This window comes from Bacteroides xylanisolvens XB1A (genome assembly GCF_000210075.1).
In the GTDB taxonomy this organism is placed as follows: domain Bacteria; phylum Bacteroidota; class Bacteroidia; order Bacteroidales; family Bacteroidaceae; genus Bacteroides; species Bacteroides xylanisolvens.
The window spans coordinates 2,162,796-2,188,239 of sequence record NC_021017.1; the positions used below are offsets into that span (position 1 = coordinate 2,162,796).

The 25,444-nt window shown below is 40.3% G+C and carries 34 protein-coding genes; all 34 read right to left on the reverse strand.

Features of this window, described 5'->3' with window-relative positions; genetic code table 11:
- Positions 1–8: 8 nt before the first annotated feature.
- The gene (gene rpsD / locus BXY_RS08800) at positions 9–614 is read right to left on the reverse strand and encodes a 30S ribosomal protein S4 (protein ID WP_004296326.1); all 606 of its coding nucleotides are present in this window, start codon (positions 612–614) and stop codon (positions 9–11) included.
- Positions 615–731: 117 nt separating this feature from the next.
- Positions 732–1,121 (reverse strand): 30S ribosomal protein S11, encoded by a 390-nt coding sequence (rpsK, locus tag BXY_RS08805; protein WP_004296327.1) that lies wholly within the window; start codon positions 1,119–1,121, stop codon positions 732–734.
- An 11-nt stretch (positions 1,122–1,132) separates the two neighbouring features.
- Positions 1,133–1,513, reverse strand: coding sequence for a 30S ribosomal protein S13 (gene rpsM / locus BXY_RS08810; protein ID WP_004296328.1), 381 nt, complete (start codon positions 1,511–1,513; stop codon positions 1,133–1,135).
- Between the two features lie 33 nt (positions 1,514–1,546).
- Positions 1,547–1,663 carry a type B 50S ribosomal protein L36 gene (gene ykgO, locus BXY_RS08815; RefSeq protein ID WP_002558051.1) on the reverse strand — a complete coding sequence of 39 codons (117 nt, stop codon included), beginning with the start codon at positions 1,661–1,663 and terminating at the stop codon, positions 1,547–1,549.
- Positions 1,664–1,671: 8 nt separating this feature from the next.
- On the reverse strand, positions 1,672–1,890 hold the full coding sequence (gene infA, locus BXY_RS08820; RefSeq protein ID WP_002558052.1) for a translation initiation factor IF-1: 219 nt from the start codon (positions 1,888–1,890) through the stop codon (positions 1,672–1,674).
- A 1-nt stretch (position 1,891) separates the two neighbouring features.
- The gene (map, locus tag BXY_RS08825; RefSeq protein WP_008023041.1) at positions 1,892–2,689 is read right to left on the reverse strand and encodes a type I methionyl aminopeptidase; all 798 of its coding nucleotides are present in this window, start codon (positions 2,687–2,689) and stop codon (positions 1,892–1,894) included.
- A 15-nt stretch (positions 2,690–2,704) separates the two neighbouring features.
- Entirely contained in the window at positions 2,705–4,045 is a 1,341-nt protein-coding gene (secY, locus tag BXY_RS08830; RefSeq protein ID WP_004310881.1) for a preprotein translocase subunit SecY, read from the reverse strand.
- A 4-nt stretch (positions 4,046–4,049) separates the two neighbouring features.
- Positions 4,050–4,496 (reverse strand): 50S ribosomal protein L15, encoded by a 447-nt coding sequence (gene rplO / locus BXY_RS08835; RefSeq protein WP_008023042.1) that lies wholly within the window; start codon positions 4,494–4,496, stop codon positions 4,050–4,052.
- Between the two features lie 32 nt (positions 4,497–4,528).
- Positions 4,529–4,705 carry a 50S ribosomal protein L30 gene (rpmD, locus tag BXY_RS08840; protein ID WP_004296332.1) on the reverse strand — a complete coding sequence of 59 codons (177 nt, stop codon included), beginning with the start codon at positions 4,703–4,705 and terminating at the stop codon, positions 4,529–4,531.
- A gap of 9 nt (positions 4,706–4,714) precedes the next feature.
- Positions 4,715–5,233 carry a 30S ribosomal protein S5 gene (gene rpsE / locus BXY_RS08845; protein ID WP_004296333.1) on the reverse strand — a complete coding sequence of 173 codons (519 nt, stop codon included), beginning with the start codon at positions 5,231–5,233 and terminating at the stop codon, positions 4,715–4,717.
- 5 nt (positions 5,234–5,238) lie between these two features.
- Positions 5,239–5,583 carry a 50S ribosomal protein L18 gene (rplR, locus tag BXY_RS08850; protein WP_004310883.1) on the reverse strand — a complete coding sequence of 115 codons (345 nt, stop codon included), beginning with the start codon at positions 5,581–5,583 and terminating at the stop codon, positions 5,239–5,241.
- Positions 5,584–5,604: 21 nt separating this feature from the next.
- The gene (gene rplF, locus BXY_RS08855) at positions 5,605–6,174 is read right to left on the reverse strand and encodes a 50S ribosomal protein L6 (protein WP_004310884.1); all 570 of its coding nucleotides are present in this window, start codon (positions 6,172–6,174) and stop codon (positions 5,605–5,607) included.
- A 15-nt stretch (positions 6,175–6,189) separates the two neighbouring features.
- Positions 6,190–6,585 carry a 30S ribosomal protein S8 gene (gene rpsH, locus BXY_RS08860; protein ID WP_004296336.1) on the reverse strand — a complete coding sequence of 132 codons (396 nt, stop codon included), beginning with the start codon at positions 6,583–6,585 and terminating at the stop codon, positions 6,190–6,192.
- Between the two features lie 52 nt (positions 6,586–6,637).
- Positions 6,638–6,937, reverse strand: coding sequence for a 30S ribosomal protein S14 (gene rpsN, locus BXY_RS08865; RefSeq protein WP_004310885.1), 300 nt, complete (start codon positions 6,935–6,937; stop codon positions 6,638–6,640).
- Between the two features lie 5 nt (positions 6,938–6,942).
- Positions 6,943–7,500 carry a 50S ribosomal protein L5 gene (gene rplE, locus BXY_RS08870; protein WP_004310886.1) on the reverse strand — a complete coding sequence of 186 codons (558 nt, stop codon included), beginning with the start codon at positions 7,498–7,500 and terminating at the stop codon, positions 6,943–6,945.
- Positions 7,500–7,820: a 50S ribosomal protein L24 gene (gene rplX, locus BXY_RS08875; protein ID WP_004296339.1), complete on the reverse strand. Its 321-nt coding sequence runs from the start codon at positions 7,818–7,820 to the stop codon at positions 7,500–7,502. The genes rplE and rplX overlap by 1 nt, the downstream gene beginning before the upstream one ends.
- 19 nt (positions 7,821–7,839) lie before the next feature.
- Positions 7,840–8,205, reverse strand: a complete 366-nt coding sequence (gene rplN / locus BXY_RS08880) for a 50S ribosomal protein L14 (RefSeq protein ID WP_004296340.1) — start codon at positions 8,203–8,205, stop codon at positions 7,840–7,842.
- A gap of 2 nt (positions 8,206–8,207) precedes the next feature.
- Complete coding sequence (rpsQ, locus tag BXY_RS08885; protein WP_004296341.1) at positions 8,208–8,477, reverse strand: 30S ribosomal protein S17; 270 nt, start codon at positions 8,475–8,477, stop codon at positions 8,208–8,210.
- Complete coding sequence (rpmC, locus tag BXY_RS08890) at positions 8,474–8,671, reverse strand: 50S ribosomal protein L29 (RefSeq protein ID WP_004296342.1); 198 nt, start codon at positions 8,669–8,671, stop codon at positions 8,474–8,476. The genes rpsQ and rpmC overlap by 4 nt, the downstream gene beginning before the upstream one ends.
- A 5-nt stretch (positions 8,672–8,676) precedes the next feature.
- Positions 8,677–9,111 (reverse strand): 50S ribosomal protein L16, encoded by a 435-nt coding sequence (gene rplP, locus BXY_RS08895; RefSeq protein WP_004291234.1) that lies wholly within the window; start codon positions 9,109–9,111, stop codon positions 8,677–8,679.
- Between the two features lie 23 nt (positions 9,112–9,134).
- Complete coding sequence (gene rpsC, locus BXY_RS08900; protein WP_004296343.1) at positions 9,135–9,866, reverse strand: 30S ribosomal protein S3; 732 nt, start codon at positions 9,864–9,866, stop codon at positions 9,135–9,137.
- Positions 9,867–9,871: 5 nt separating this feature from the next.
- Positions 9,872–10,282, reverse strand: coding sequence for a 50S ribosomal protein L22 (gene rplV / locus BXY_RS08905; RefSeq protein WP_004296344.1), 411 nt, complete (start codon positions 10,280–10,282; stop codon positions 9,872–9,874).
- A gap of 36 nt (positions 10,283–10,318) precedes the next feature.
- Complete coding sequence (rpsS, locus tag BXY_RS08910; RefSeq protein WP_004296345.1) at positions 10,319–10,588, reverse strand: 30S ribosomal protein S19; 270 nt, start codon at positions 10,586–10,588, stop codon at positions 10,319–10,321.
- Positions 10,589–10,608: 20 nt separating this feature from the next.
- A complete protein-coding gene (rplB, locus tag BXY_RS08915; protein WP_009040599.1) occupies positions 10,609–11,433 on the reverse strand; it encodes a 50S ribosomal protein L2 in 825 nt (274 codons plus the stop codon).
- Between the two features lie 5 nt (positions 11,434–11,438).
- A complete protein-coding gene (rplW, locus tag BXY_RS08920) occupies positions 11,439–11,729 on the reverse strand; it encodes a 50S ribosomal protein L23 (RefSeq protein WP_004296347.1) in 291 nt (96 codons plus the stop codon).
- A 16-nt stretch (positions 11,730–11,745) separates the two neighbouring features.
- Positions 11,746–12,372 (reverse strand): 50S ribosomal protein L4, encoded by a 627-nt coding sequence (rplD, locus tag BXY_RS08925; protein ID WP_008023043.1) that lies wholly within the window; start codon positions 12,370–12,372, stop codon positions 11,746–11,748.
- Entirely contained in the window at positions 12,372–12,989 is a 618-nt protein-coding gene (rplC, locus tag BXY_RS08930; RefSeq protein WP_004313455.1) for a 50S ribosomal protein L3, read from the reverse strand. The genes rplD and rplC overlap by 1 nt, the downstream gene beginning before the upstream one ends.
- A gap of 18 nt (positions 12,990–13,007) precedes the next feature.
- The gene (rpsJ, locus tag BXY_RS08935) at positions 13,008–13,313 is read right to left on the reverse strand and encodes a 30S ribosomal protein S10 (protein WP_002558075.1); all 306 of its coding nucleotides are present in this window, start codon (positions 13,311–13,313) and stop codon (positions 13,008–13,010) included.
- 79 nt (positions 13,314–13,392) lie between these two features.
- A complete protein-coding gene (gene fusA, locus BXY_RS08940) occupies positions 13,393–15,510 on the reverse strand; it encodes an elongation factor G (protein WP_004310890.1) in 2,118 nt (705 codons plus the stop codon).
- Between the two features lie 45 nt (positions 15,511–15,555).
- Positions 15,556–16,032, reverse strand: a complete 477-nt coding sequence (gene rpsG / locus BXY_RS08945; RefSeq protein ID WP_004296352.1) for a 30S ribosomal protein S7 — start codon at positions 16,030–16,032, stop codon at positions 15,556–15,558.
- Between the two features lie 143 nt (positions 16,033–16,175).
- The gene (rpsL, locus tag BXY_RS08950; RefSeq protein ID WP_002558078.1) at positions 16,176–16,586 is read right to left on the reverse strand and encodes a 30S ribosomal protein S12; all 411 of its coding nucleotides are present in this window, start codon (positions 16,584–16,586) and stop codon (positions 16,176–16,178) included.
- Between the two features lie 136 nt (positions 16,587–16,722).
- Positions 16,723–17,031, reverse strand: coding sequence for a DUF3467 domain-containing protein (locus BXY_RS08955; RefSeq protein WP_004296354.1), 309 nt, complete (start codon positions 17,029–17,031; stop codon positions 16,723–16,725).
- Positions 17,032–17,176: 145 nt separating this feature from the next.
- Entirely contained in the window at positions 17,177–21,460 is a 4,284-nt protein-coding gene (gene rpoC / locus BXY_RS08960; RefSeq protein WP_004310891.1) for a DNA-directed RNA polymerase subunit beta', read from the reverse strand.
- 106 nt (positions 21,461–21,566) lie between these two features.
- On the reverse strand, positions 21,567–25,379 hold the full coding sequence (gene rpoB / locus BXY_RS08965) for a DNA-directed RNA polymerase subunit beta (RefSeq protein ID WP_004310892.1): 3,813 nt from the start codon (positions 25,377–25,379) through the stop codon (positions 21,567–21,569).
- Positions 25,380–25,444: the final 65 nt, after the last annotated feature.

Here is a 25,444-nt window from a genome sequence, read left to right on the forward strand (position 1 = left end):
ATTAATTATTATTTAGAATACAATTCAACGATCAAATGTTCTTTAATGTTCTCAGGAATGTCTGCTCTTTCAGGTATGTGCAACATTTTACCAACCTTTGAAGCCTCGTCCCATTCCAACCAAGCATACTTGCTGTGATTGAAACCTGCAAGAGAATTAGCAATTACTTCCAAAGACTTAGATCTTTCACGAACACCAATCAATTGTCCTGGTTTTACTGCAAATGAAGGAATGTTTACTACTTCACCATCTACAGTGATGTGCTTGTGACTAACCAACTGACGAGCAGCAGCACGTGTAGGAGCAATACCCAAACGGAATACTACGTTGTCAAGACGGCCTTCCAGCAATTGAAGAAGTACCTCACCGGTAATACCTTTAGCAGTAGCTGCTTTTTCAAACAAATTGCGGAATTGTTTTTCCAAAACTCCATAGGTGTATTTAGCTTTCTGTTTTTCACGAAGTTGCACACCGTATTCAGAAGTTTTTCTTTTTCTTGAATTACCATGTTGTCCGGGAGGATAGTTCTTCTTTGACAAAACTTTGTCAGCTCCAAAGATTCCTTCACCGAATTTACGGGCGATTCTCGATTTTGGTCCAGTATATCTAGCCATTTCTTTTAAATATTTAATTGTTTATTCATGAACTCAATTTGTTGCAGCCGCGATTACAGAGAGAAATTAATGTAATCCAAAAACAAAATCAAGATCATTGTGTAAGTTAAAGGTAAATTAAACTCTACGTCTTTTCGGAGGACGACAACCATTATGTGGAAGCGGAGTCACGTCAATGATTTCAGTAACTTCGATACCAGCACCGTGGATAGTTCTAATAGCAGACTCACGTCCGTTACCTGGACCCTTCACATATGCTTTTACCTTTCTCAGGCCAAGATCGAATGCAATCTTTGCACAATCCTGGGCAGCCATCTGAGCTGCATAAGGAGTATTCTTTTTAGAACCTCTAAATCCCATTTTACCAGCAGATGACCAAGAGATAATCTGCCCTTCACTATTTGCAAGAGAAACAATAATATTGTTGAAAGATGAATGAACATGCAACTGTCCATTAGCGTCTACTTTCACATTTCTCTTTTTAGCTGCAACTGTTTTTTTTGCCATATCAACAATTATTATTTAGTAGCTTTTTTCTTATTAGCAACGGTTTTCTTTCTACCCTTACGAGTACGTGCATTGTTCTTAGTGCTCTGACCTCTAACAGGCAGACCAATACGGTGACGTACACCACGATAGCAACCAATATCCATTAATCGCTTAATGTTCAATTGGATTTCAGAACGAAGATCACCTTCTACTTTATACTCTGCACCGATAATCTCACGAATCTTAGCAGCTTGATCATCTGTCCAGTCTTTAACCTTCAGATCTTTATCTACACCAGCTTTATCTAAAATTTTTGCTGAACTACTGCGACCTATTCCATATACATAGGTCAACGCAATTTCACCTCTTTTGTTCTGAGGTAAATCTACACCAACTATTCTTATAGCCATATACTAAATTATTTTTTTTGCAAAAATAACAAATTATCCTTGACGTTGTTTATACTTAGGATTTTTCTTGTTAATAACATACAAACGGCCATTACGTCTAACGATCTTACATTCTGGCGTGCGTTTCTTTAATGATGCTCTTACTTTCATATCTTATTTTATTTATATCTAAACACAATTCTTCCTTTCGATAAGTCGTAAGGAGACATTTCGACTCTCACTTTATCTCCCGGCAGGATCTTGATGTAATGCATCCTCATCTTGCCTGAAATATGTGCGGTAATCTCATGTCCGTTTTCTAATTCAACACGAAACATTGCATTTGACAATGCTTCAACTATAACTCCATCTTGTTCTATTGCAGATTGCTTTGCCATATTATATTGCTTTATCTCCTAAAACTTCTTCTATGAATTTGAATGAAGACAAAATATCAGCTTCACCAGCTCCAACAGCTATCGTATGCTCAAAATGTGCAGCACATTTACGATCTCTGGTCCTCACAGTCCATCCGTCACTTTCCATTATCACTTGTCGGTCTCCCAATGTTATCATCGGCTCTATCGCTATGCAAAGGCCTCTTTTCATCAATGGTCCATATCCTCTTTTACCATAGTTAGGAACCTGAGGATCTTCGTGCATCTCTTTACCGATGCCATGGCCAACAAACTCACGCACTACACCATAAGAATGAGACTCACAATATTGCTGAATAGCATATCCGATATCACCAATTCTTTTACCTTGCACTGCGTTCTGGATGCCAATATATAACGCTTCTTTAGTTACCTTCAACAAGTTACGAATCTCTTCGTCTACCTCTCCTACACAAAAAGTATAAGCAGAATCACCACAGAAACCATTCATGTAAGTTCCGCAATCCACTGATACGATATCACCATCTTTCAGTACGATATCCCCTGGGATTCCATGTACCACCTGTTCATTGACAGAAGTACAGAGAGATGCGGGAAACGGTTCTCCATATTGATTCGGAAATCCTTTGAAAGTTGGAGTTGCCCCATGATCTCTAATGAACTCTTCAGCAACTTTATCCAACTCACGTGTAGTTACACCAGGCTTCACCAGTTTGGCAACCTCTGCAAGAGTTTTACCAACAAGCAGGTTACTCTGACGGAGCAATTCTATTTCATCTTCTGTTTTAAGAAATATCATTTCTAATCTAAAGAATTAATATGCCGCTACACCAGCGCGTCCTTTAATACGACCAGATTTCAACAGACCATCATAGTGTCTCATCAACAAATGACTTTCAACCTGTTGCAGGGTATCAAGAACAACACCTACAAGAATTAACAAAGATGTACCGCCGAAGAATTGAGCGAATCCTGCTTGCACTCCGAATACACCGGCAAAAGCAGGCATAATAGCAACTAAAGCCAAGAAGAAAGAACCCGGCAAAGTGATACGAGACATTATATCATCAATATACTCTGCTGTTTTCTTTCCCGGTTTAATACCAGGGATGAAACCATTATTTCTCTTCATATCCTCAGCCATCTGAGTCGGATTAATTGTAATTGCAGTATAGAAATACGTAAATAATATAATCATTACCGCAAAGACAAAATTATACCAGAAACTTGTATGATCTGTAAACGCATGCAAGAAACCGCCTGCATCATTTACATTTGAAAAGCCGATAAATGTAATTGGAATAAACATGATTGCCTGAGCAAAAATGATAGGCATAACACCGGCAGCATTCACCTTTAAAGGGATATACTGTCTAGCACCACCATATTGCTTGTTACCAACAATTCTTTTTGCATACTGTACAGGAATCTTTCTTGTACCTTGCACCAAAAGAATAGCAGCGCCAATCACTAATAATAAGAATACGATTTCAATTATAAACATAATCAGACCACCGCTCTTATTTGCTACTCTGGATACAACTTCTTGCAACAAAGCATCAGGGAAACGAGCGATAATACCAATCAAGATGATAAATGAAATACCGTTACCAATACCTTTATCAGTAATTCTTTCACCAAGCCACAAAATAAACATACTACCTGCTGCCAAAATAATGGTAGAGGTAACCATAAACAGAGTCCAATCTAATGAAGCATTTAAGGAAGGGCCAGCCTGCATTTTAAGATTGAGCAAATAAGAAGGGGCCTGAACTAACAATATAGCAATCGTCAAGTAACGAGTATATTGATTCATTTTTCTTCTGCCGCTCTCACCTTCGCGTTGCAACTTCTGGAAATACGGTACAGCGATTCCCAATAACTGGATTACGATAGATGCAGAGATATAAGGCATGATTCCTAATGCAAAAATAGAGGCATTAGAAAATGCTCCTCCAGAGAACATATTTAACAAGGCTAAAAGGCCTTCACTTGTTTGTTCGTGCAATTTTGCCAGCATCGCCGGATTGATACCCGGTAATACGACATACGATCCGAAACGGTAAATTGCCACGAACAATATGGTGATGAGGATCCGCTGTCTCAGATCCTCAATCTTCCATATATTCTTTAATGTTTCAATAGCTTTTCTCATTGAATCAGAGTTTTACTACAGTTCCACCAGCAGCTTCAATAGCAGCAGTTGCAGTCTTAGAGAATGCATGAGCTTCTACTTCCAGCTTGTTAGTCAGAGTTCCGTTACCCAATACTTTTACCAACTGATTTGAAGAAATAAATCCTGCTTCGATAAAGTCGTTTACACCAACTTTTGCCAAGCTTTTAGCTTCAGCAAGTTTCTGGATAGTATCCAAGTTGATAGCTTTATATTCAACACGATTAATATTCTTGAAACCAAATTTAGGAACTCGACGTTGAAGAGGCATCTGACCACCTTCAAAACCGATTTTCTTAGAGTATCCAGATCTTGATTTAGCTCCTTTATGACCTCTTGTAGAAGTACCACCTAAGCCAGAACCAGCACCACGTCCAATTCTTTTTCTTGTCTTAGTAGATCCCTCAGCAGGTTTTAAATTACTTAAGTTCATATTGTAATTTCGTTTTATTATTCAACAAATAATTACTTAACAATGGCAACCAAGTGTTTTACTTTATCTACCATTCCAAGAATTGAAGGAGTGCTTTCGTGTTCAACCACACGGTTCAGTTTACGAAGTCCCAGTGCGTCAAGAGTTCTTTTCTGATCAGCTGGAGCACCAATTCTACTTTTAACTTGTTTAATCTTTATAGTTGACATATCTCCTCCTTATCCTCTAAATACTTTTTCAACACTAATACCTCTGTTCTGAGCAACCATTCTTGCATCACGCATTTCACTCAAAGCTTCAATTGTAGCTTTAACAAGATTATGCGGATTCGAAGAACCTTTAGATTTAGCCAAAACGTCAGTAACACCAACACTTTCCAATACAGCACGCATAGCACCACCAGCTACAACACCGGTTCCGTGAGATGCAGGTTTGATGAATACTTCAGCACCACCAAATCTAGCTGATTGTTCATGAGGAACAGTACCTTTTAAAATAGGTACTTTCACCAGGTTCTTTTTAGCTGACTCAACACCTTTAGCGATAGCAGCTGTTACTTCACCTGCTTTACCAAGTCCCCAACCAATGATACCTTCTTCGTTACCTACAACAACGATTGCAGAGAAACTAAAAGTTCTACCACCTTTGGTAACTTTAGTAACACGATTAATAGCAACTAATCTATCTTTCAGTTCTATATCGTTAGTAATCTTAACTCTATTATTAACTCCTGCCATAATGATTAAAATTTAAGTCCACCGTTACGAGCAGCATCAGCTACTTCTTTTACTCTCCCATGATACAAGTAACCATTACGGTCGAAAACAACAGTAGTTATACCTGCTTCCTGAGCCTTTTTAGCAATCATTTCACCAACTTTAGCAGCTTGTTCTTTTTTAGCGACTTTCTCAGTCAAACCTAAAGAAGAAGCAGCAGCCAGTGTCTTACCAGAAAGATCATCGATAATCTGGACATAAATTTGCTTGTTACTTCTAAATACACTCATACGCGGACATTCAGTAGTACCTGAAATTTTGTTGCGTACTCTATATTTGATCTTAACTCGTCTTTCTATTTTTGTTGTCATAATAATCTAATTTTATATGAATTACTTAGCGCCGGCTGATTTACCAGACTTTCTACGAATTACTTCGCCAACAAACTTAATACCTTTACCCTTGTATGGTTCAGGCTTACGGAAAGAACGTATTTTAGAGCAAACTTGACCAAGCAATTGTTTGTCACACGATTCCAATATAATAAGAGGATTCTTATTTCTTTCAGACTTCGTTTCAACTTTTACCTCAGCAGGTAATTGAATGAAAATATTGTGTGTATAACCTAAAGCCAGCTCAATGATGTTACCTTGGTTTGAAGCACGATAACCTACACCTACAAGTTCCAGTTCTTTCTTGTAACCTTCAGATACGCCCACAACCATGTTGTGAACCAATGAACGATACAAACCGTGGAAAGCATGTTTCTGCTTCGGGTTATCAAGCATTTCTTTATCGTTTTCTGTTAAAGTTACGTGTCCGTCTTCAATAGTAACATTGATAGCAGGATTCACATATTGGCTCATTTCGCCTTTGGGTCCCTTTACGGTAACCACATTATCCTTCAGAGTGATTGTCACTCCAGCAGGGATACTAATGGGTAATTTTCCTATTCTTGACATTCTAATTCCTCCTAATTAATATACATAACACAAGACTTCACCACCGATTTTCAGTTCTGCAGCCTCTTTGTTAGTCATTACACCTTTGGAAGTAGATATTATAGCAATACCCAGCCCATTAATAACACGCGGCATATCTTTGTAACCAGTATACTTACGCATACCCGGAGAAGATATTCTTTCTAACTTTTTGATTGCGTTAACTTTGTTAACAGAATCATACTTCAAGGCAACCTTAATAGTTCCTTGAGGACCATCTTCTACAAACTTATAATTAAGGATGTAGCCTTTTTCAAAAAGAATCTTAGTGATTTCTTTTTTCAAATTCGAAGCGGGAACTTCAACAACTCTGTGCTTTGCACCAATCGCGTTCCGCAACCTCGTTAAATAATCTGCTATTGGATCAGTCATATAAAAATAAATTAAATTAATCAGGACTACCCTGACAATATTTAAACAATAATTACCAGCTTGCTTTTTTTACGCCTGGGATCAGTCCGTTAGATGCCATCTCACGGAATTGAATTCTCGAAATTCCGAACTGACGAATATAACCTTTAGGACGACCAGTCAGTTTGCAACGGTTGTGCATACGAATTGGATTAGAATTCTTTGGCAACTCTTGCAACTTCTGTGCAGCTTCGAAAGCATCAGCAGGATCACCTGTTCTTACGATTTGCTTCAAAGCAGCTCTTTTCTCGGCGTATTTGGCTACTAATTTAGCACGCTTTACTTCACGTGCTTTCATTGATTCCTTTGCCATATCTATTAGTCTTTTTTAGCGTTTTTAAAAGGTAAACCGAATTCCTTCAGCAAAGCATAACCTTCTTCATCTGTTTCCGCAGAGGTTACAAAGGTAATATTCATTCCGAGAATTCTTGTAATACTATCGATATTTATTTCAGGGAAAATGATTTGTTCCTGAATACCAAGGGTATAGTTACCTTTACCATCAAACTTACTTTCGATACCTTTGAAGTCACGAATACGAGGAAGAGCTACACGAACCAATTTTTCAAGGAATTCGTACATTCTTTCACGACGTAAAGTTACCATAACACCAATCGGCATTTTTTTACGCAACTTAAAGTTTGCGATATCTTTACGAGAAATGGTAGCTACAGCTTTTTGACCTGTAATAGCTGTCATTTCATTGATTGCTACTTCGATAATCTTCTTATCAGCAACAGCCATACCTAATCCCTGATTGATTACAATCTTCTTAAGTACGGGTATCTGCATTGTAGAAGAATACTGGAACTGTGATTTCAATGCAGGTGCTATACGCTCTGCATATTCTTTCTTAAGACTAGCAGTATTACTCATTACTTAATCTCCTCTCCTGATTTTTTAGAATAACGCACTAAAGTTCCTTCCGAACTCTTTTTTCTCCCAATACGCGTTGCTTTACCAGTTTTTGGATCAACCGGGTTCAAGTTTGAAATGTGGATAGAAGCTTCTTGCTTCACAATACCACCTTGTGGATTCTTTGCATTCGGCTTTGTGCTTTTAGATACCATATTGATACCTTCAACAAATGCACGTCCTTCTTTAACAAGAACCTTCAATACACGACCAGTTTTGCCCTTATCTTCACCAGCATTTACGTAAACTGTATCGCCTTTTTTAATATGTAATTTACTCATTACTTAAATCTTTTACAAATTAAAGTACCTCAGGCGCAAGTGACACAACTTTCATGTTTGTAGCACGAAGTTCTCTTGCTACAGGACCGAAAATACGACTACCTCTAATTTCACCTGCATTATTCAACAACACGCAAGCATTATCATCAAAACGTATATAAGAACCATCAGGACGACGGATTTCTTTCTTTGTACGTACAATCAAAGCCTTTGATACTGCACCTTTTTTAACATCACTAGAAGGGATAACGCTCTTCACTGAAACTACAATGACATCCCCCACTGAAGCATAACGACGACCTGTCCCCCCCAAAACGCGGATACACAACGCCTCTTTCGCTCCACTGTTATCACATACTGTAAGTCTGGATTCTACTTGTATCATAATTACTTAGCTCTTTCAATTATTTCTACTAATCTCCATCTTTTAGTCTTGCTCAAAGGACGAGTTTCCATGATGCTTACAGTATCACCGATATTGCATTCATTCTTTTCATCGTGAGCATGGTACTTCTTCGTTTTGCTAACGAACTTACCATATATAGGGTGTTTTTCCTTAAATTTGGCAGCAACTGTGATGGTCTTGTCCATCTTATTGCTCAACACAACCCCTGTTCTTTCTTTTCTTAAATTTCTTGCTTCCATCAAGCTGATCATTTATTGTTAAGTTCTCTTTCGCGCAATTCTGTTTTCATACGCGCAATAGTCCTGCGTAATTGTTTGATTTGAGCAGGATTTTCCAAAGGAGAAATAGAATGATTAATAACCATTTGGTTATAATTAGCTGTTTCCGCCTCTACTCTTTCTACTAAATCATTAGTAGTCATTTCTTTAATTTCTGCAATTTTCATAACACTTACGCATTTTGATTTTGAATATCATAATCACGTCTTACGACAAACTTCGTTGTAATAGGAAGCTTTTGAGCAGCTAAGCGCAATGCTTCTTTCGCGATTTCGTAAGATACTCCTTCAGCTTCAATAATGATTCTACCTGGAGTTACAGGAGCCACAAATCCCTCTGGAGCACCTTTACCTTTACCCATACGTACATCGGCAGGTTTTCTAGTGATCGGTTTATCCGGGAATATACGGATCCAGATCTGTCCTTGACGTTGCATATATCTTGTTACTGCAATACGAGCAGCTTCGATCTGACGGCCTGTAATCCACTTAGTCTCCAAAGCCTTTATGCCAAAAGAACCAAAGGCCAGCTGGTTGCCTCTCTGGGCATTACCTTTCTGACGGCCTTTTTGTTGTCTTCTGAATTTTGTCTTTTTCGGTTGTAACATAGTTTCCTAAAATTCAAATTCGTTTAGCGATTATTTTTCTTTCTTTTGAAGTTCTTTCCGCCGTTGTTTCCACTATTGTTTCCACGACCACTTTCTTTGCTTTGTGTAAAGTTCGGAGCCAATTCTTTCTTACCAAACACTTCACCTCTACAAATCCAAACTTTGATACCAAGAAGACCTACTTTAGTCAATGCTTCTGCATGGCAGTAGTCGATATCAGCTCTGAAAGTGTGCAACGGAGTTCTTCCTTCTTTATACATTTCAGAACGAGCCATTTCAGCTCCATTCAAACGTCCTGAAATCTGAATTTTGATACCTTCAGCACCCATACGCATTGTGTTTGCGATAGCCATCTTGATGGCACGGCGATAGGCAATTTTACCTTCAACCTGGCGAGCGATGTTGTTAGCAACAATCACAGCATCCAGTTCCGGTCTCTTCACTTCAAAGATATTGATTTGAATATCTTTGTCGGTAACCTTCTTCAACTCCTCTTTTAACTTATCAACTTCTTGGCCACCTTTACCGATAATAATACCCGGGCGAGCAGTGCAAACAGTAATAGTAACGAGCTTCAGCGTACGTTCAATTACGATTCTTGATACACTTGCTTTTGCAAGTCTTGCATTAAGATATTTACGGATTTTGCTATCTTCCAGCAAAGAATCACCGTAATCATTTCCACCATACCAGTTAGAATCCCATCCTCTGATAATTCCTAAACGGTTGCTTATTGGATTAACTTTTTGTCCCATCTACCTTAATTTTGATCTTCGTTATTACTTTTAGCACCAACGAACAATGTTACGTGATTTGAACGTTTGCGAATTCTATAACCTCTACCCTGTGGTGCCGGTCTCATTCTTTTGAGTGTAGCTCCACCATCAACAAAAATCTGTGTTACGAACAATTCGCCACTTTCTGCTTTACGTTCGTTTTTCTGTTCCCAGTTAGCAATTGCAGAGCGAAGCAATTTTTCCACTCTTGCAGCAGCTTCTTTTGAAGAAAATTTCAAAACACCAAGTGCTCTGTTCACTTCCATACCACGGATCATGTCTGCAACCAGACGCATCTTACGTGGAGAAGTAGGAACATTTTGCAATTTTGCAAAATACATGGTCTTAAGGGCTTCTTTTCTTTTTTCAGCCGATATTTTTTTTCTTGCTCCCATTATTATTTATTACTTTATTATTTCAAATAAATCCTGTTATCTTTTCTTGTTACCAGCGTGTCCTCTGAATGTACGAGTTGGAGCAAATTCGCCCAACTTGTGTCCTACCATATTCTCGGTAACATAAACAGGAATAAATTTATTTCCATTGTGAACTGCAACTGTATGGCCTACAAAATCAGGCGAAATCATTGAAGCTCTGGCCCAAGTCTTTACTACGACTTTCTTACCTGATTCATTCATGGCAAGAATTCTCTTTTCAAGCTTAACGTTAATATATGGACCTTTTTTTAATGAACGACTCATAGTTTACTCAATTAATCAGATTACTTTTTTCTTCTCTCAATAATGTACTTAGACGATTGTTTCTTAGGAGCTCTAGTCTTAAGTCCCTTAGCATACAATCCCTTACGTGATCTTGGGTGACCTCCGGAAGCACGTCCTTCACCACCACCCATCGGGTGATCAACCGGGTTCATTACAACACCACGGTTACGAGGACGACGTCCTTGCCAACGAGAACGTCCTGCTTTACCTGAACTTTCCAATCCATGATCAGAGTTACCTACACTACCGATAGTAGCTTTACAAGTGCTAAGAATCTGTCTAACCTCACCTGAAGGCAACTTAATTACACAATACTTACCCTCACGAGAAGTCAACTGAGCAAAGTTACCAGCTGAACGAACCAGAGCAGCACCCTGTCCCGGACGTAATTCGATATTGTGAATCACAGTACCCACCGGAATGTTTTGAAGAGGAAGAGCATTACCAATCTCTGGCGCTGCTGTTTCACCTGACATCAGAGTCGCACCAACTTGCAATCCATTGGGAGCAATAATATATCTTTTTTCTCCATCAGCATAAAATAACAGAGCGATACGAGCCGAACGATTCGGGTCGTATTCGATTGTTTTAACTACTGCTGGAACACCGTCCTTATTTCTCTTGAAATCAACAACTCTAATCACCTTTCTATGACCGCCACCAATGTAGCGCATAGTCATCTTACCTTCGCTGTTACGACCACCAGATGATTTCTTACCATATACAAGAGACTTTTCTGGTACTGATGCAGTAATTTCTTCGAAAGTACCAATAATTTTATGTCTTTGCCCCGGTGTTGTGGGCTTAAATTTACGTACTGCCATTTTTATTAAATATTGCTATAAAAATCAATAGTATCTCCTTCTTTCAATGTCACGATTGCTTTTTTGAAAGCATTCGTACGACCATTGATGATACCTGCTTTGGTATAACGGCTCTTATTCTTGCCAGCATACTTCACAGTATTCACATCAACTACAGTAACATTATAAAGAGCTTCAATTTCCTTCTTAATTTCCAGTTTGTTAGCTTCAGGACGTACAACAAAGCCGAAACGATTCAGCTTATCTGTGATTGCAGTCATTTTCTCTGTTACCAACGGTTTAATAATAATTCCCATTATTTAAGCCTCCTTTTTAAATTAAGATATTGTCAATAGCCTTCAGAGAGTTTTCTGTAAGCACAACAACCCCAGCATTCAATACTCTGTAAGTATTTAATCCTGAGATAGTCTGCACATTAGCACCCTCGATGTTACGAGCTGACAAATATACGTTTTTATTTGCTTCCGGTAAAATTACAAGTAGCTTTTTATCGGAAACTTTAAGATTTTTTGTCATTGCAACGAAATCTTTTGTCTTAGGAGCTTCAAATGTGAAATCCTCAACGACAATGATTGCATCGTTTTGAGCTTTATAAGACAAAGCTGACTTACGAGCCAATGTCTTAACTTTTTTATTCAATTTGAAGAAGTAGTCTCTTGGTTTCGGACCGAAAACACGAGCACCACCTACAAGAACAGGCGAGTTCATATCACCACGACGTGCTCCACCGCCACCTTTCTGACGACCGATCTTACGAGTTGAACCACTGATTTCACTTCTTTCTTTTGACTTATGAGTACCCTGACGCTGATTAGCCATAAATTGTTTTACGTCCAAATAAATAGCGTGGTCGTTGGGCTCAATTCCGAAGATAGATTCGTTTAACGTAACCTTTCTCCCAGTGTCTTCACCTTTAATGTTATATACGTTAACTTCCATTATTTCTCAATTAATACGATTGAACCTTTGCAACCCGGGATAGAACCTTTAACCAAAAGAAGGTTATGATCCGCGATTACTTTTAATACCTGCAAGTTTTGTACAGTGACTCTGTCACCACCAAGTTGTCCACCCATGCGCATTCCTTTGAATACTTTTGCAGGGTAAGAACAAGCACCGATAGAACCCGGTTTACGAGCGCGATTATGCTGACCGTGAGTAGCTTGACCCACACCACCAAAACCATGTCTTTTTACTACACCCTGAAAACCCTTACCCTTAGAAGTACCAACAACGTCAACAAAGCTAGCGTCGTTAAACATTTCTACAGTAATGGTATCACCCAAATTCAACTCTGTTTCAAATTCTTTGAACTCAGCCAAGTGTCTCTTCGGTGTTACTCCTGCTCTTTTAAAATGTCCCATCAACGGTTTAGTTGTATGTTTTTCCTTTTTGTCCTGGAAACCCAACTGAACAGCTGCATAGCCATCTTTTTCTACAGTTTTAACTTGAGTAACAACACAAGGACCTGCTTCGATAACAGTGCATGGTACATTTTTACCATCGGCACTGAAAACGGATGTCATTCCGATTTTTTTTCCTAATAATCCTGGCATTTCACTAATTTTTAATTATCAAACTTTAATTTCTACTTCCACACCACTTGGCAATTCCAACTTCATCAAAGCATCTACTGTCTTAGCTGTTGAGCTATAGATGTCGATTAATCTCTTATAAGAAGAGAGTTCAAATTGCTCACGAGACTTTTTATTTACGAAAGTCGAACGGTTCACAGTAAAGATACGTTTGTGCGTAGGCAGAGGTATTGGACCGCTAACGATAGCACCTGTAGCTTTTACAGTTCTTACAATTTTCTCAGCTGACTTGTCAACCAAGTTGTGGTCGTAAGATTTCAATTTAATTCTAATTTTCTGACTCATTATTTTTTTAATTAATACATTTATAATAAGATAAAGCGGCAGGCTAAGAGTCATTCGCTAGCCTGCTACTTTAGATATTTTAGAGTAAATCAGCGCGTCCTTTTACTTCTTCCAATACAGCCTTAGCAATAGAAGAAGAAAGCTGAGCGTGATGAGAGTAGGTCATTGACGAGGTTGCACGACCAGAAGTAATAGTACGTAAAGCTGTTACGTAACCAAACATTTCCGCCAGTGGAACCATCGCTTTCACGATACGAGCGCCAGAGCGGCTAGATTCCATACCTTCAACCTGTCCACGACGTTTGTTCAAGTCACCGATAACATCACCCATGTTTTCTTCCGGAGTTACAACTTCCAGTTTCATGATAGGTTCCATCAAAACAGGACCTGCCTTAGCACATGCATTTTTATAAGCCTGCATTGCACAGATTTCAAATGACAACTGGTCAGAGTCAACCGGGTGGAATGAACCATCAACCAAAGTCACTTTCAATGAATCCAATGGGTAGCCTGCCAAAACACCACTCTTCATAGCATTTGTAAAGCCTTTCTGAACTGCTGGGATAAATTCCTTAGGAATATTACCACCCTTCACTTCATCAACAAACTGCAAACCACCTAAAGTGAAATCCGCATCAGCCGGACCAATGTTCACAATGATATCAGCAAACTTACCACGTCCACCAGACTGCTTCTTGTACACTTCACGCAAGTTAACTGTCTTCGTGATAGCTTCCTTATAGTTAACCTGAGGCTTACCTTGATTACATTCTACCTTGAATTCACGTTTCAAACGGTCAATGATAATATCCAAGTGAAGCTCACCCATACCAGAAATAACTGTCTGACCTGTCTGTTCGTCTGTTTTCACAGTAAATGTCGGGTCTTCTTCAGCCAATTTAGCCAAACCGTTAGACAGTTTATCCATATCTTTCTGAGTCTTAGGTTCTACAGCGATACCAATAACCGGTTCCGGAAAGTCCATAGACTCAAGTACTATCGGAGCTGTTTCATCACACAAAGTATCCCCAGTACGAATATCTTTAAAGCCTACACCTGCACCAATATCACCAGCACCGATTACTTCAACCGGGTTCTGTTTGTTGGAGTGCATCTGGAACAGACGAGAAACGCGTTCTTTCTTACCAGAACGAGAGTTGTAGATATAAGAACCTGCTTCAATTTTACCAGAATAAACACGGAAGAAAGTCAAACGACCTACATATGGGTCAGTTGCGATCTTAAACGCCAAAGCAGATGTTTTTTCATCATCACTTGGTTTACGATCCTCTTCAGCTCCCGTATTAGGATTTGTACCTATTACGTTCTCTGTATCAAGTGGAGAAGGCAAGAAAGCACAAACATAATCAAGCAATGTCTGAACACCTTTGTTCTTAAAAGAAGATCCGCAAAGCATAGGAACTACAGCCATCTGAACTGTTGCATTACGAAGAGCTCTCAATACTTCTTCTTCAGTAATAGTAGAAGGATCATCGAAATATTTCTCCATCAAAGCATCATCAAATTCTGCTACTTTTTCAAGCATCTTATCTCTCCACTCGTTAGCTTCATCGATAAGTTCTGCAGGGATTTCCTCAATACTGTAGTCAGCCCCCATTGTTTCATCATGCCAATAGATAGCTTTCATTTTGATAAGGTCAACAAGACCTTTGAAAGATTCTTCAGCACCGATAGGAACAACAATCGGACACGGATTAGCTCCAAGAACATCCTTCATCTGACGAACTACTTCAAAGAAGTCAGCACCAGAACGGTCCATCTTATTAACATAAGCAATACGAGGAACGTTATATTTATCAGCCTGACGCCATACTGTTTCAGATTGAGGCTCAACACCACCAACAGCACAGTAAGCAGCTACAGCCCCATCAAGGATACGCAATGAACGTTCTACCTCTGCGGTAAAGTCAACGTGTCCCGGAGTGTCAATCAAGTTAATTTTATAAGTATCACCAGCATATTTCCACCTTGTTGTTGTAGCAGCGGATGTAATAGTGATACCACGTTCTTGCTCCTGCTCCATCCAGTCCATAGTAGCAGCACCATCATGAACTTCACCAATTTTGTGAGTCAATCCAGTGTAGAACAGGATACGTTCAGAAGTAGTTGTTTTTCCGGCATCAATGTGAGCCATGATACCGATATTACGAGTTAAATGTAAATCATGTTTAGCCATCTTCTAATTCCTTTACTTTAAGTTTATATTAGGTTTCTTACAGTATTAGAATCTAAAATGAGCAAATGCACGGTTAGCTTCTGCCATTCTGTGCATATCTTCTTTACGTTTGTATGCACCGCCTTGTTCATTGAAGGCATCCATAATTTCAGCAGCCAACTTGTCAGCCATTGATTTACCACCTCTTTTGCGAGCAAACAGAATCAAATTCTTCATAGAGATTGATTCTTTACGATCCGGACGGATTTCAGTAGGAACTTGGAAAGTAGCACCACCTACACGGCGAGACTTTACTTCCACTTGCGGAGTTACATTATCCAAAGCCTTTTTCCAGATTTCGAGAGCTGATTTTTCTTCGTTAGGAAGTTTTGCTTTCACTGTTTCCAAAGCGGCATAAAAGATTTCATAAGATGTATTTTTCTTTCCATCATACATCAAGTGGTTCACGAACTTGGAAACCTTTTGGTCATTAAACACAGGATCCGGAAGAATCAGGCGTTTTTTTGGTTTTGCTTTTCTCATTTGTTTGAAAAATAATGTTTTTGTTCTTGGTTGTCTACTTCTTGACTTCTTCAACTCTCCCTCCGGAGAATTTACTCAACCTTTAGCATTTCCAACAAACTAAAACGTAAGTTATTACTTTAATTTTAATTAGGTCTTAATCCTTATTTTTTCTTACCCTTAGCAGGAGCAGCAGCTTGTCCTGGTTTCGGACGCTTAGCACCATACTTAGAACGTCTTTGAGTACGACCAGCAACACCTGCTGTATCAAGTGTACCACGTACAATGTGATAACGCACACCCGGAAGGTCTTTTACACGACCACCACGTACCAAAACGATTGAGTGTTCCTGCAAGTTGTGTCCTTCTCCCGGAATGTATGAGTTCACCTCTTTTTGGTTAGTCAAACGTACACGAGCTACTTTACGCATTGCAGAGTTCGGCTTCTTCGGAGTAGTAGTGTATACTCTCACGCAAACGCCACGTCTTTGAGGACATGAATCCAAGGCTGGAGATTTACTTTTCTCCACCAGCACTTCGCGTCCTTTTCTTACTAATTGCTGAATTGTAGGCATTTTAATTGTTTTTTGATTTATATTATTGTTATATTAATTTCGTAACTATACATTTTGGGCTGCAAAAATACGAATAATATTTGAATATTCAATGCGCTACAACTTTTTTTTCTTTTTTAATGTTTTTATATCATCCTCACGCTTCGCCTTTTACACCCGTCAAAGGAGAAATAGGGGGTTCATCCGAAGTACGAATCGGACCGAATACGCGCTCATACTTTGCTATATTATCTTCTAATGCCCGCAGCAGACGTTTTGCGTGCTCCGGAGCCACAATAATACGAGATTGCACACCAGCCTTCGGTATGCCCGGCATTACGCGCACGAAGTCAAGGATGAATTCAGAACTCGAATGAGTAATAATAGCAAGATTTGCATAAGTTCCCTGTGCAACCTCTTCTCTCAATTCAATCTGTAATTGTCCGTTGTTATTTTGTTCTTCCATATTTAATATGATTAAAAAGTTATCCTGCAAAATAACACATTTTTCCTGAAACTAATGGTAATACACGCGAGTAAAAAAGAAATAAAAAAGGAGCAATTGCCCAATCAGGCAACTGCTCCTTTTCATATAGTCAATTGAATTGTATTTATTCTACTTCATTGTAGTCAAGTACTGTTTTCTTGTTAGCCAAGATACGGTCATACTCTTCTTTTGATCCAACGATGAGCTTTTCGAACTCGCGCTGTCCGGTACCGGCAGGAATCAAGTGACCACAGATCACATTTTCCTTCATACCTTCAAGCTTATCGATCTTACCGTTAATAGCAGCTTCATTCAAGACTTTCGTTGTTTCCTGGAAGGAAGCAGCCGACATAAAGCTTGATGTTTGCAAAGCAGCACGCGTGATACCTTGAAGAATCTGAGTAGAGGTAGCAGCAACAGCGTCACGAACCTCAACCGGTTTCAAGTCACGACGTTTCAACATACTATTCTCATCACGCAACTTGCGGGCAGTTACAATCTGTCCAGCTTGCATATTTTGAGAATCACCAGCATCTACTACGACTTTCTTACCCCAGATACGATCATTTTCTTCCATGAATTCCAGTTTGTCTACGACTTGCTGTTCGAGGAAGCGAGTATCTCCCGGTTCATCAATTTGTACTTTGCGCATCATCTGACGAACGATAATCTCAAAGTGCTTATCATTAATCTTCACACCCTGCAAGCGATATACATCCTGAACTTCATTCACGATATATTCCTGTACAGCTGTAGGACCCTTGATTGCCAAGATATCTGCCGGAGTAGTAGCACCGTCAGACAACGGAGTACCAGCACGTACATAGTCATTTTCCTGTACCAGAATCTGCTTAGACAGTGCAACCAGATATTTCTTAACCTCACCTGTCTTGGAAGTTACGATGATTTCACGGTTACCACGTTTGATCTTACCCATTGTCACCTCACCGTCGATTTCAGAAACGACAGCCGGATTTGACGGGTTACGAGCTTCAAACAATTCAGTAACACGAGGAAGACCACCCGTGATATCACCCGCCTTACCTACGGCACGCGGAATCTTCACGATTACTTCACCGGCTTTTACCTTCTGACCGTTCTCGATGATAACGTGACCACCTACCGGTAAGTTATAAGTACGGATCAAATCACCGTCCTCTGTTAAGATATGAGCAGTAGGAACTTTGGTTTTATCCTTGGATTCAATAATAATAATTTCACGAAGACCTGTTGCTTCATCCGATTCAACCTTATAAGTAACGTTTTCAATCACGCCCTCAAATTCGATCTTACCGGTTGCTTCTGTGATAATAACAGCATTGAACGGGTCCCACTTAGCAATCAGTTTGCCTTTTTCTACCAAATCGCCGTCGCTTACATACAGTGTTGAACCATAAGGTACGTTATGAGTAGAAAGAACGATACCGGTATTCACATCCACAAAACGTACTTCGGCCAAACGACCTACTACTACTTTTGCAGATTCACCCATCTCGTCAACGATATCTACTGTACGCAACTCTTCAAATTCAAGACGTGCATTATTTTTAGCAACGATACTGGCGTTAGCTGCAATATTTGCAGCAGTACCACCGGCGTGGAATGTACGCAATGTCAACTGTGTACCCGGCTCACCAATAGACTGAGCAGCGATTACACCGACAGCTTCACCCTTCTGAACCATGCGGCTCGTTGCCAGGTTACGTCCGTAGCATTTAGCACAAACACCCTTCTTAGCTTCACAAGTCAATACCGAACGGATTTCAACACTCTCGATCGGAGACTCCTGAATCTTCTTGGCTACTTCTTCTGTGATTTCTTCACCACCGGCAACAAGCAATTCACCTGTGGTAGGATGAATAATATCATGTACGGAAACACGGCCTAAGATACGTTCGTACAGAGTAGCAATAACCTCATCATTATTCTTAAGGTCCGTACAAACCAATCCGCGGAGTGTACCGCAGTCTTCTTCTGTAATAATCACATCGTGTGATACGTCCACCAGACGACGAGTCAAATAACCAGCATCGGCAGTCTTCAAAGCGGTATCCGCCAAACCTTTACGAGCACCATGGGTAGAGATAAAGTACTCCAACACCGAAAGTCCTTCTTTAAAGTTCGACAAAATCGGGTTCTCGATGATCTGACCACCTTCAGCACCTGCTTTCTGCGGTTTTGCCATCAAACCACGCATACCTGACAACTGACGAATCTGCTCTTTTGAACCACGGGCACCAGAGTCAAGCATCATATATACAGAGTTGAAACCCTGATCGTCCGAAGAAATAGTCTTCATCAGGATATTAGACAACTCGGAGTTCACATGTGTCCAAATATCAATTACCTGATTGTAACGTTCGTTATTGGTAATGAAACCCATGTTATAGTTGTTTACGACTTGTTCAACTTCGTCGTAACCTTTTTGTACCAAAGTTTCTTTTTCCTTCGGAATGATAATATCACCCAAGTTGAATGACAAACCACCCTTGAACGCCATCTGATAACCTAAATTCTTGATTCCATCCAGGAAGTCGGCAGCCTTAGCCACACCACAGACCTTAATTACATCACTAATAATATCACGAAGAGATTTCTTAGAGATAATTGTATTGATATAACCAGCTTCAGGTGGAACGATTTCATTCACAATCACACGTCCTACTGAAGTTTCGCGCATTACGTCTACAATGTTACCATTTTCATCAACGTCTTTCACGATAACCTTCACCGGAGCATGAATATCCACCTTACCTTCATTGTAAGCGATCAACGCTTCTTCCGGTCCGTAGAATGTCAAGCCTTCACCTTTTGCACCAGCACGCAACTTAGTAATATAGTACAAACCAAGAACCATATCCTGTGCAGGTACAGTAATAGGCGCACCGTTTGCCGGATTCAAGATATTATGTGATTGAAGCATCAACATTTGTGCTTCAAGAATTGCTTCATTACTCAAAGGCAAGTGAACAGCCATCTGGTCACCGTCAAAGTCGGCGTTGAATGCCGTACATGCCAACGGGTGCAACTGGATAGCTTTACCTTCGATCATTTTAGGCTGGAAAGCCTGAATACCCAAACGGTGCAAGGTCGGAGCACGGTTCAACAGTACCGGGTGTCCCTTCATTACATGTTCCAAGATATCCCAAATCACCGGCTCTTTGCGGTCTACGATTTTCTTTGCAGACTTAACAGTCTTAACGATACCACGTTCGATGAGTTTGCGAATAATAAACGGCTTGTATAATTCGGCAGCCATCAATTTAGGAATACCGCATTCACCCATCTTCAATTCCGGACCAACGACGATTACGGAACGAGCAGAGTAGTCAACACGTTTACCCAGCAAGTTCTGACGGAAACGTCCCTGTTTACCTTTCAAACTGTCAGACAATGACTTCAACGGACGGTTGGCATCTGTCTTCACAGCACTTGACTTACGTGAGTTATCAAACAAAGAATCGACAGATTCCTGAAGCATACGTTTTTCATTACGCAAGATTACTTCCGGAGCCTTGATTTCAATCAGTCGTTTCAAACGGTTGTTACGGATAATCACACGACGATAAAGGTCGTTCAAGTCAGATGTAGCAAAACGGCCACCATCCAGCGGAACCAACGGACGAAGTTCGGGCGGAATAACCGGTACGATACGTACGATCATCCATTCCGGTTTGTTACGTCCACGTGATGCGCGGAACGATTCTACTACCTGAAGACGTTTCAAAGCTTCATTCTTACGTTGCTGAGACGCATCGTTTCCGGCGCGGTGACGCAGTTCGTAAGACAAAGCATCCAGATCCAAACGAGCCAGCAAATCATAGATAGCTTCGGCTCCCATCTTTGCAACAAATTTATTCGGATCATTATCTTCAAGATACTGATTGTCTTTCGGAAGCGTATCCAGAATATCCAGATATTCTTCTTCAGAAAGCAAATCATATTCGGCTACGCCATCTTCAGCTTTCACACCCGGCTGAATAACAACATAACGTTCGTAGTATATAATCGAATCCAGTTTCTTTGTCGGCAATCCGAGCAAATAACCGATTTTATTAGGAAGCGAACGGAAATACCAGATGTGAGCCACCGGCACAACCAGCTGGATATGTCCCATACGTTCACGGCGCACTTTCTTTTCAGTAACTTCCACACCACAACGGTCGCAGACGATACCTTTATAACGGATACGCTTGTATTTACCGCAATGACATTCATAATCCTTGATAGGACCAAAAATGCGCTCGCAGAACAAACCGTCACGTTCGGGTTTGTACGTACGGTAATTAATGGTTTCAGGCTTCAAAACTTCACCACTCGAATTCTCAAGGATTTCTTCCGGAGAAGCCAGACCAATTGAGATCTTCGAGAAATTACTTTTCGTCTTATTTTCTTTTCTAAAAGCCATACTCTATATAATTGAGATTTGATAATTGAATCATTGGAAATTGAAAAAAGTGCGGATGCCAACAGACCTTCATCGGTACATTGACATCTCACATTCTTTCATTATTTTATTCTAGGTTGATACTCAAACCTAAACCTCTCAACTCGTGCAACAATACGTTCAAGGATTCCGGAATACCAGGTTGTGGCATCGGTTCACCTTTCACAATTGCTTCATAAGCCTTCGAACGTCCTACCACGTCATCAGATTTGATAGTCAGGATTTCCTGCAAGATATGGGCAGCACCGAAACCTTCGAGTGCCCAAACCTCCATTTCTCCGAAACGCTGACCACCGAATTGAGCTTTACCACCAAGAGGTTGCTGAGTAATCAATGAGTACGGACCGATAGAACGAGCATGCATCTTGTCTTCAACCATGTGGCCCAACTTCAACATGTAAGTTACGCCCACAGTAGCTGCCTGGTCAAATTGCTCACCTGTACCACCATCACAAAGATAAGTCTTACAGTAGCGAGGCAATCCTGCCTTGTCTGTCCACTGATCCAGATCTTCCATGGTAGCACCGTCGAAAATAGGAGTCGCAAATTTCACGCCCAACGTTTTTCCGGCACGTCCGAGTACAGCTTCAAAAATCTGACCAATGTTCATACGAGAAGGCACACCCAACGGATTCAACACGATGTCAACCGGAGTACCATCAGCCAAGAACGGCATATCCTCCTGACGAACAACACGGGATACAATACCCTTGTTACCGTGGCGACCAGCCATCTTATCACCCACACCAATCTTACGTTTCTTAGCAATATATACTTTTGCCATCTGGATAATACCAGCAGGAAGTTCATCACCAATTGTAATAGCAAACTTCTTACGTTTCAATTCAGCATCCAGCTCTTTATATTTCTTAATGAAATTCATCACCAGATCACGAATCATACCGTTAATATGATCGTCGCTTGTCCAGTTGCTCAATTGAATAGAAGTAAAGTCAAGTGAATCAAAATCAGAAGCACTGAACTTAGAACCTTTCGCAATAACTTCCGCACCCAAATAGTCTTTCACACCTTGAGAAACCTTACCTTCAGTCAAAGTCATCAGTTTCTTAACCAGGATACGTTTCAAGTCAGCTACCTTAGATTCAAATTCATCATCAATCTTAGGCAACAATGCTTTATCGGCCAGTTTAGAGCTACGATTCTTAATCACACGTGAGAAAAGTTTCTTATCAATCACCACACCTTTCAAAGAAGGAGAAGCTTTCAAAGAAGCATCTTTCACGTCACCTGCCTTATCACCGAAGATAGCCCGAAGCAGTTTTTCTTCCGGAGAAGGATCAGATTCACCCTTCGGCGTAATCTTACCAATCATGATATCACCCGGCTCGATACGAGCACCAATTCTTACGATACCATTTTCATCCAAGTCTTTGGTAGCTTCTTCACTTACATTCGGGATATCAGAAGTCAACTCTTCCATACCACGTTTTGTTTCACGAACTTCCAGAGAATATTCCTCTACGTGAACTGAAGTCAACAAGTCTTCGCGTACCACACGTTCGTTCAATACGATAGCATCCTCATAGTTGTAACCCTTCCAAGGCATATAAGCTACCAGCAGGTTCTTACCCAATGCCAATTCACCCTTTTCAGTAGAATAACCTTCAGTCAAGATATCACCTTTCTTCACACGCTGGCCTTTGTCACAAATCGGACGTAAGTCAATCGTCATGTTCTGGTTAGTCTTACGGAACTTAGGTATTCTATATTCCTTCAAAGCAGGTTCGAAACTTACAAATTCTTCGTCTTCCGTACGGTCATACAAAATACGGATAGTAGTAGCATCCACATAGTCAACCACACCATCGCCTTCTGCGGTAATCTGGGTACGAGAGTCTCTTACCAACTGACGTTCGATACCTGTACCTACGATCGGAGCTTCACTTCTCAACAAAGGAACCGCCTGGCGCATCATGTTCGATCCCATCAATGCACGGTTAGCATCGTCATGTTCCAAGAATGGAATCAAAGAAGCTGCAATAGATGCAATCTGCTGAGGAGCAACGTCCATCAAGTCAACTTCAGATGGTTCAACAACCGGGAAATCTGCATCTTGACGAGACTTAACTCTGTTAAGTACGAATGTACCATCGTCATTCAACGGAGCATTTCCCTGCGCAATAACCTTTTCTTCCTCTTCTTCAGCAGTCAGATAAATCAGACCGTTATCAGAAAGATCCACTTTTCCATTTTCCACCTTGCGGTAGGGAGTTTCAATGAATCCTAGCTCATTAATCTTAGCAAATACACACAATGAAGAAATCAAACCGATGTTCGGACCTTCAGGAGTCTCAATCGGACAAAGACGACCATAGTGTGTATAGTGAACGTCACGAACCTCAAATCCGGCACGTTCACGGGAAAGACCACCAGGACCAAGGGCAGACATACGACGTTTGTGCGTAATTTCAGCCAGCGGGTTTGTCTGGTCCATGAACTGCGACAACGCGTTCGTTCCGAAGAATGAGTTGATTACTGAAGAAATAGTCTTCGCATTAATCAAATCAATCGGAGTAAACACTTCATTGTCACGAACGTTCATACGTTCACGAATCGTACGAGACATACGTGCCAGCCCCACAGCAAACTGATTAGAAAGCTGTTCACCAACAGTACGTACACGACGGTTACTCAAGTGGTCAATATCATCCACATCTGCTTTTGAGTTAATCAACTCAATCAGATATTTGATGATTTCAATAATATCTTCCTTCGTGAGGACACGCACGTCCATATCAGTCGTCAGATTCAACTTTTTGTTGATTCTGTAACGGCCTACATCACCAAGGTCATATCGTTTTTCTGAGAAGAACAAGTTGTTGATAACCTCCCTTGCACTTGCGTCATCAGCCGGATCGGCATTACGCAACTGACGGTAGATATACAACACAGCTTCTTTTTCCGAGTTACTCGGGTCCTTCTGCAACGTATTATATATGATAGAGAAATCGGACTGATTCGGTTCATCCTTATGCAAAAGGATGTTCTGAACTCCCGACTCCAAAATTTCATCAATATGCTCCTCTTCCAGTACGGTTTCACGGTCGATAATAACTTCGTTACGTTCAATAGAAACCACTTCACCGGTATCTTCATCAACGAAATCTTCAATCCATGTTTTCAAGACACGTGCAGCCAGTTTACGGCCTAACACCTTCTTCAGATTTGTCTTGTTTACCTTCACATCTTCTGCAAGATCGAAAATCTCAAGAATATCTTTGTCATTCTCGAAGCCAATTGCACGCAACAATGTAGTCACCGGCAATTTCTTCTTACGGTCGATGTATGCGTACATCACATTATTGATGTCAGTAGCAAACTCAATCCACGAACCCTTAAACGGAATAATACGAGCCGAATAAAGTTTCGTACCATTGGCATGTACACTCTGACCGAAGAACACACCCGGAGAACGGTGAAGCTGTGACACAACTACGCGTTCAGCACCGTTAATGACGAAAGTAGCCTTATCAGTCATATAAGGAATCGGGCCGAGGAATACGTCCTGAATCACTGTATCAAAATCCTCATGATCGGGGTCCGTACAGTAAAGCTTAAGTTTCGCTTTTAAGGGAACACTATAAGTAAGCCCACGCTCTATACAATCATCAATGGTATAACGCGGCGGATCAATATAATAGTCCAGAAACTCAAGAACAAAATTGTTTCTTGTATCGGCAATAGGGAAGTTTTCAGCAAATACTTTATACAATCCCTCATTCTTACGCTTTTCAGGTGGGGTATCTAATTGTAGAAAGTCTTGGAATGACTTCAATTGTACTTCCAGGAAATCCGGGTATTCTAGCGGATTCTTAGTCGAAGCAAAATTAACTCTTTGATTTACAGTATTTGAAGACATCTGTCAATGAATTTGGAGAACTTAATTTGAAATATATACACAAAAAGGTTAAGAATCCTCTTGTG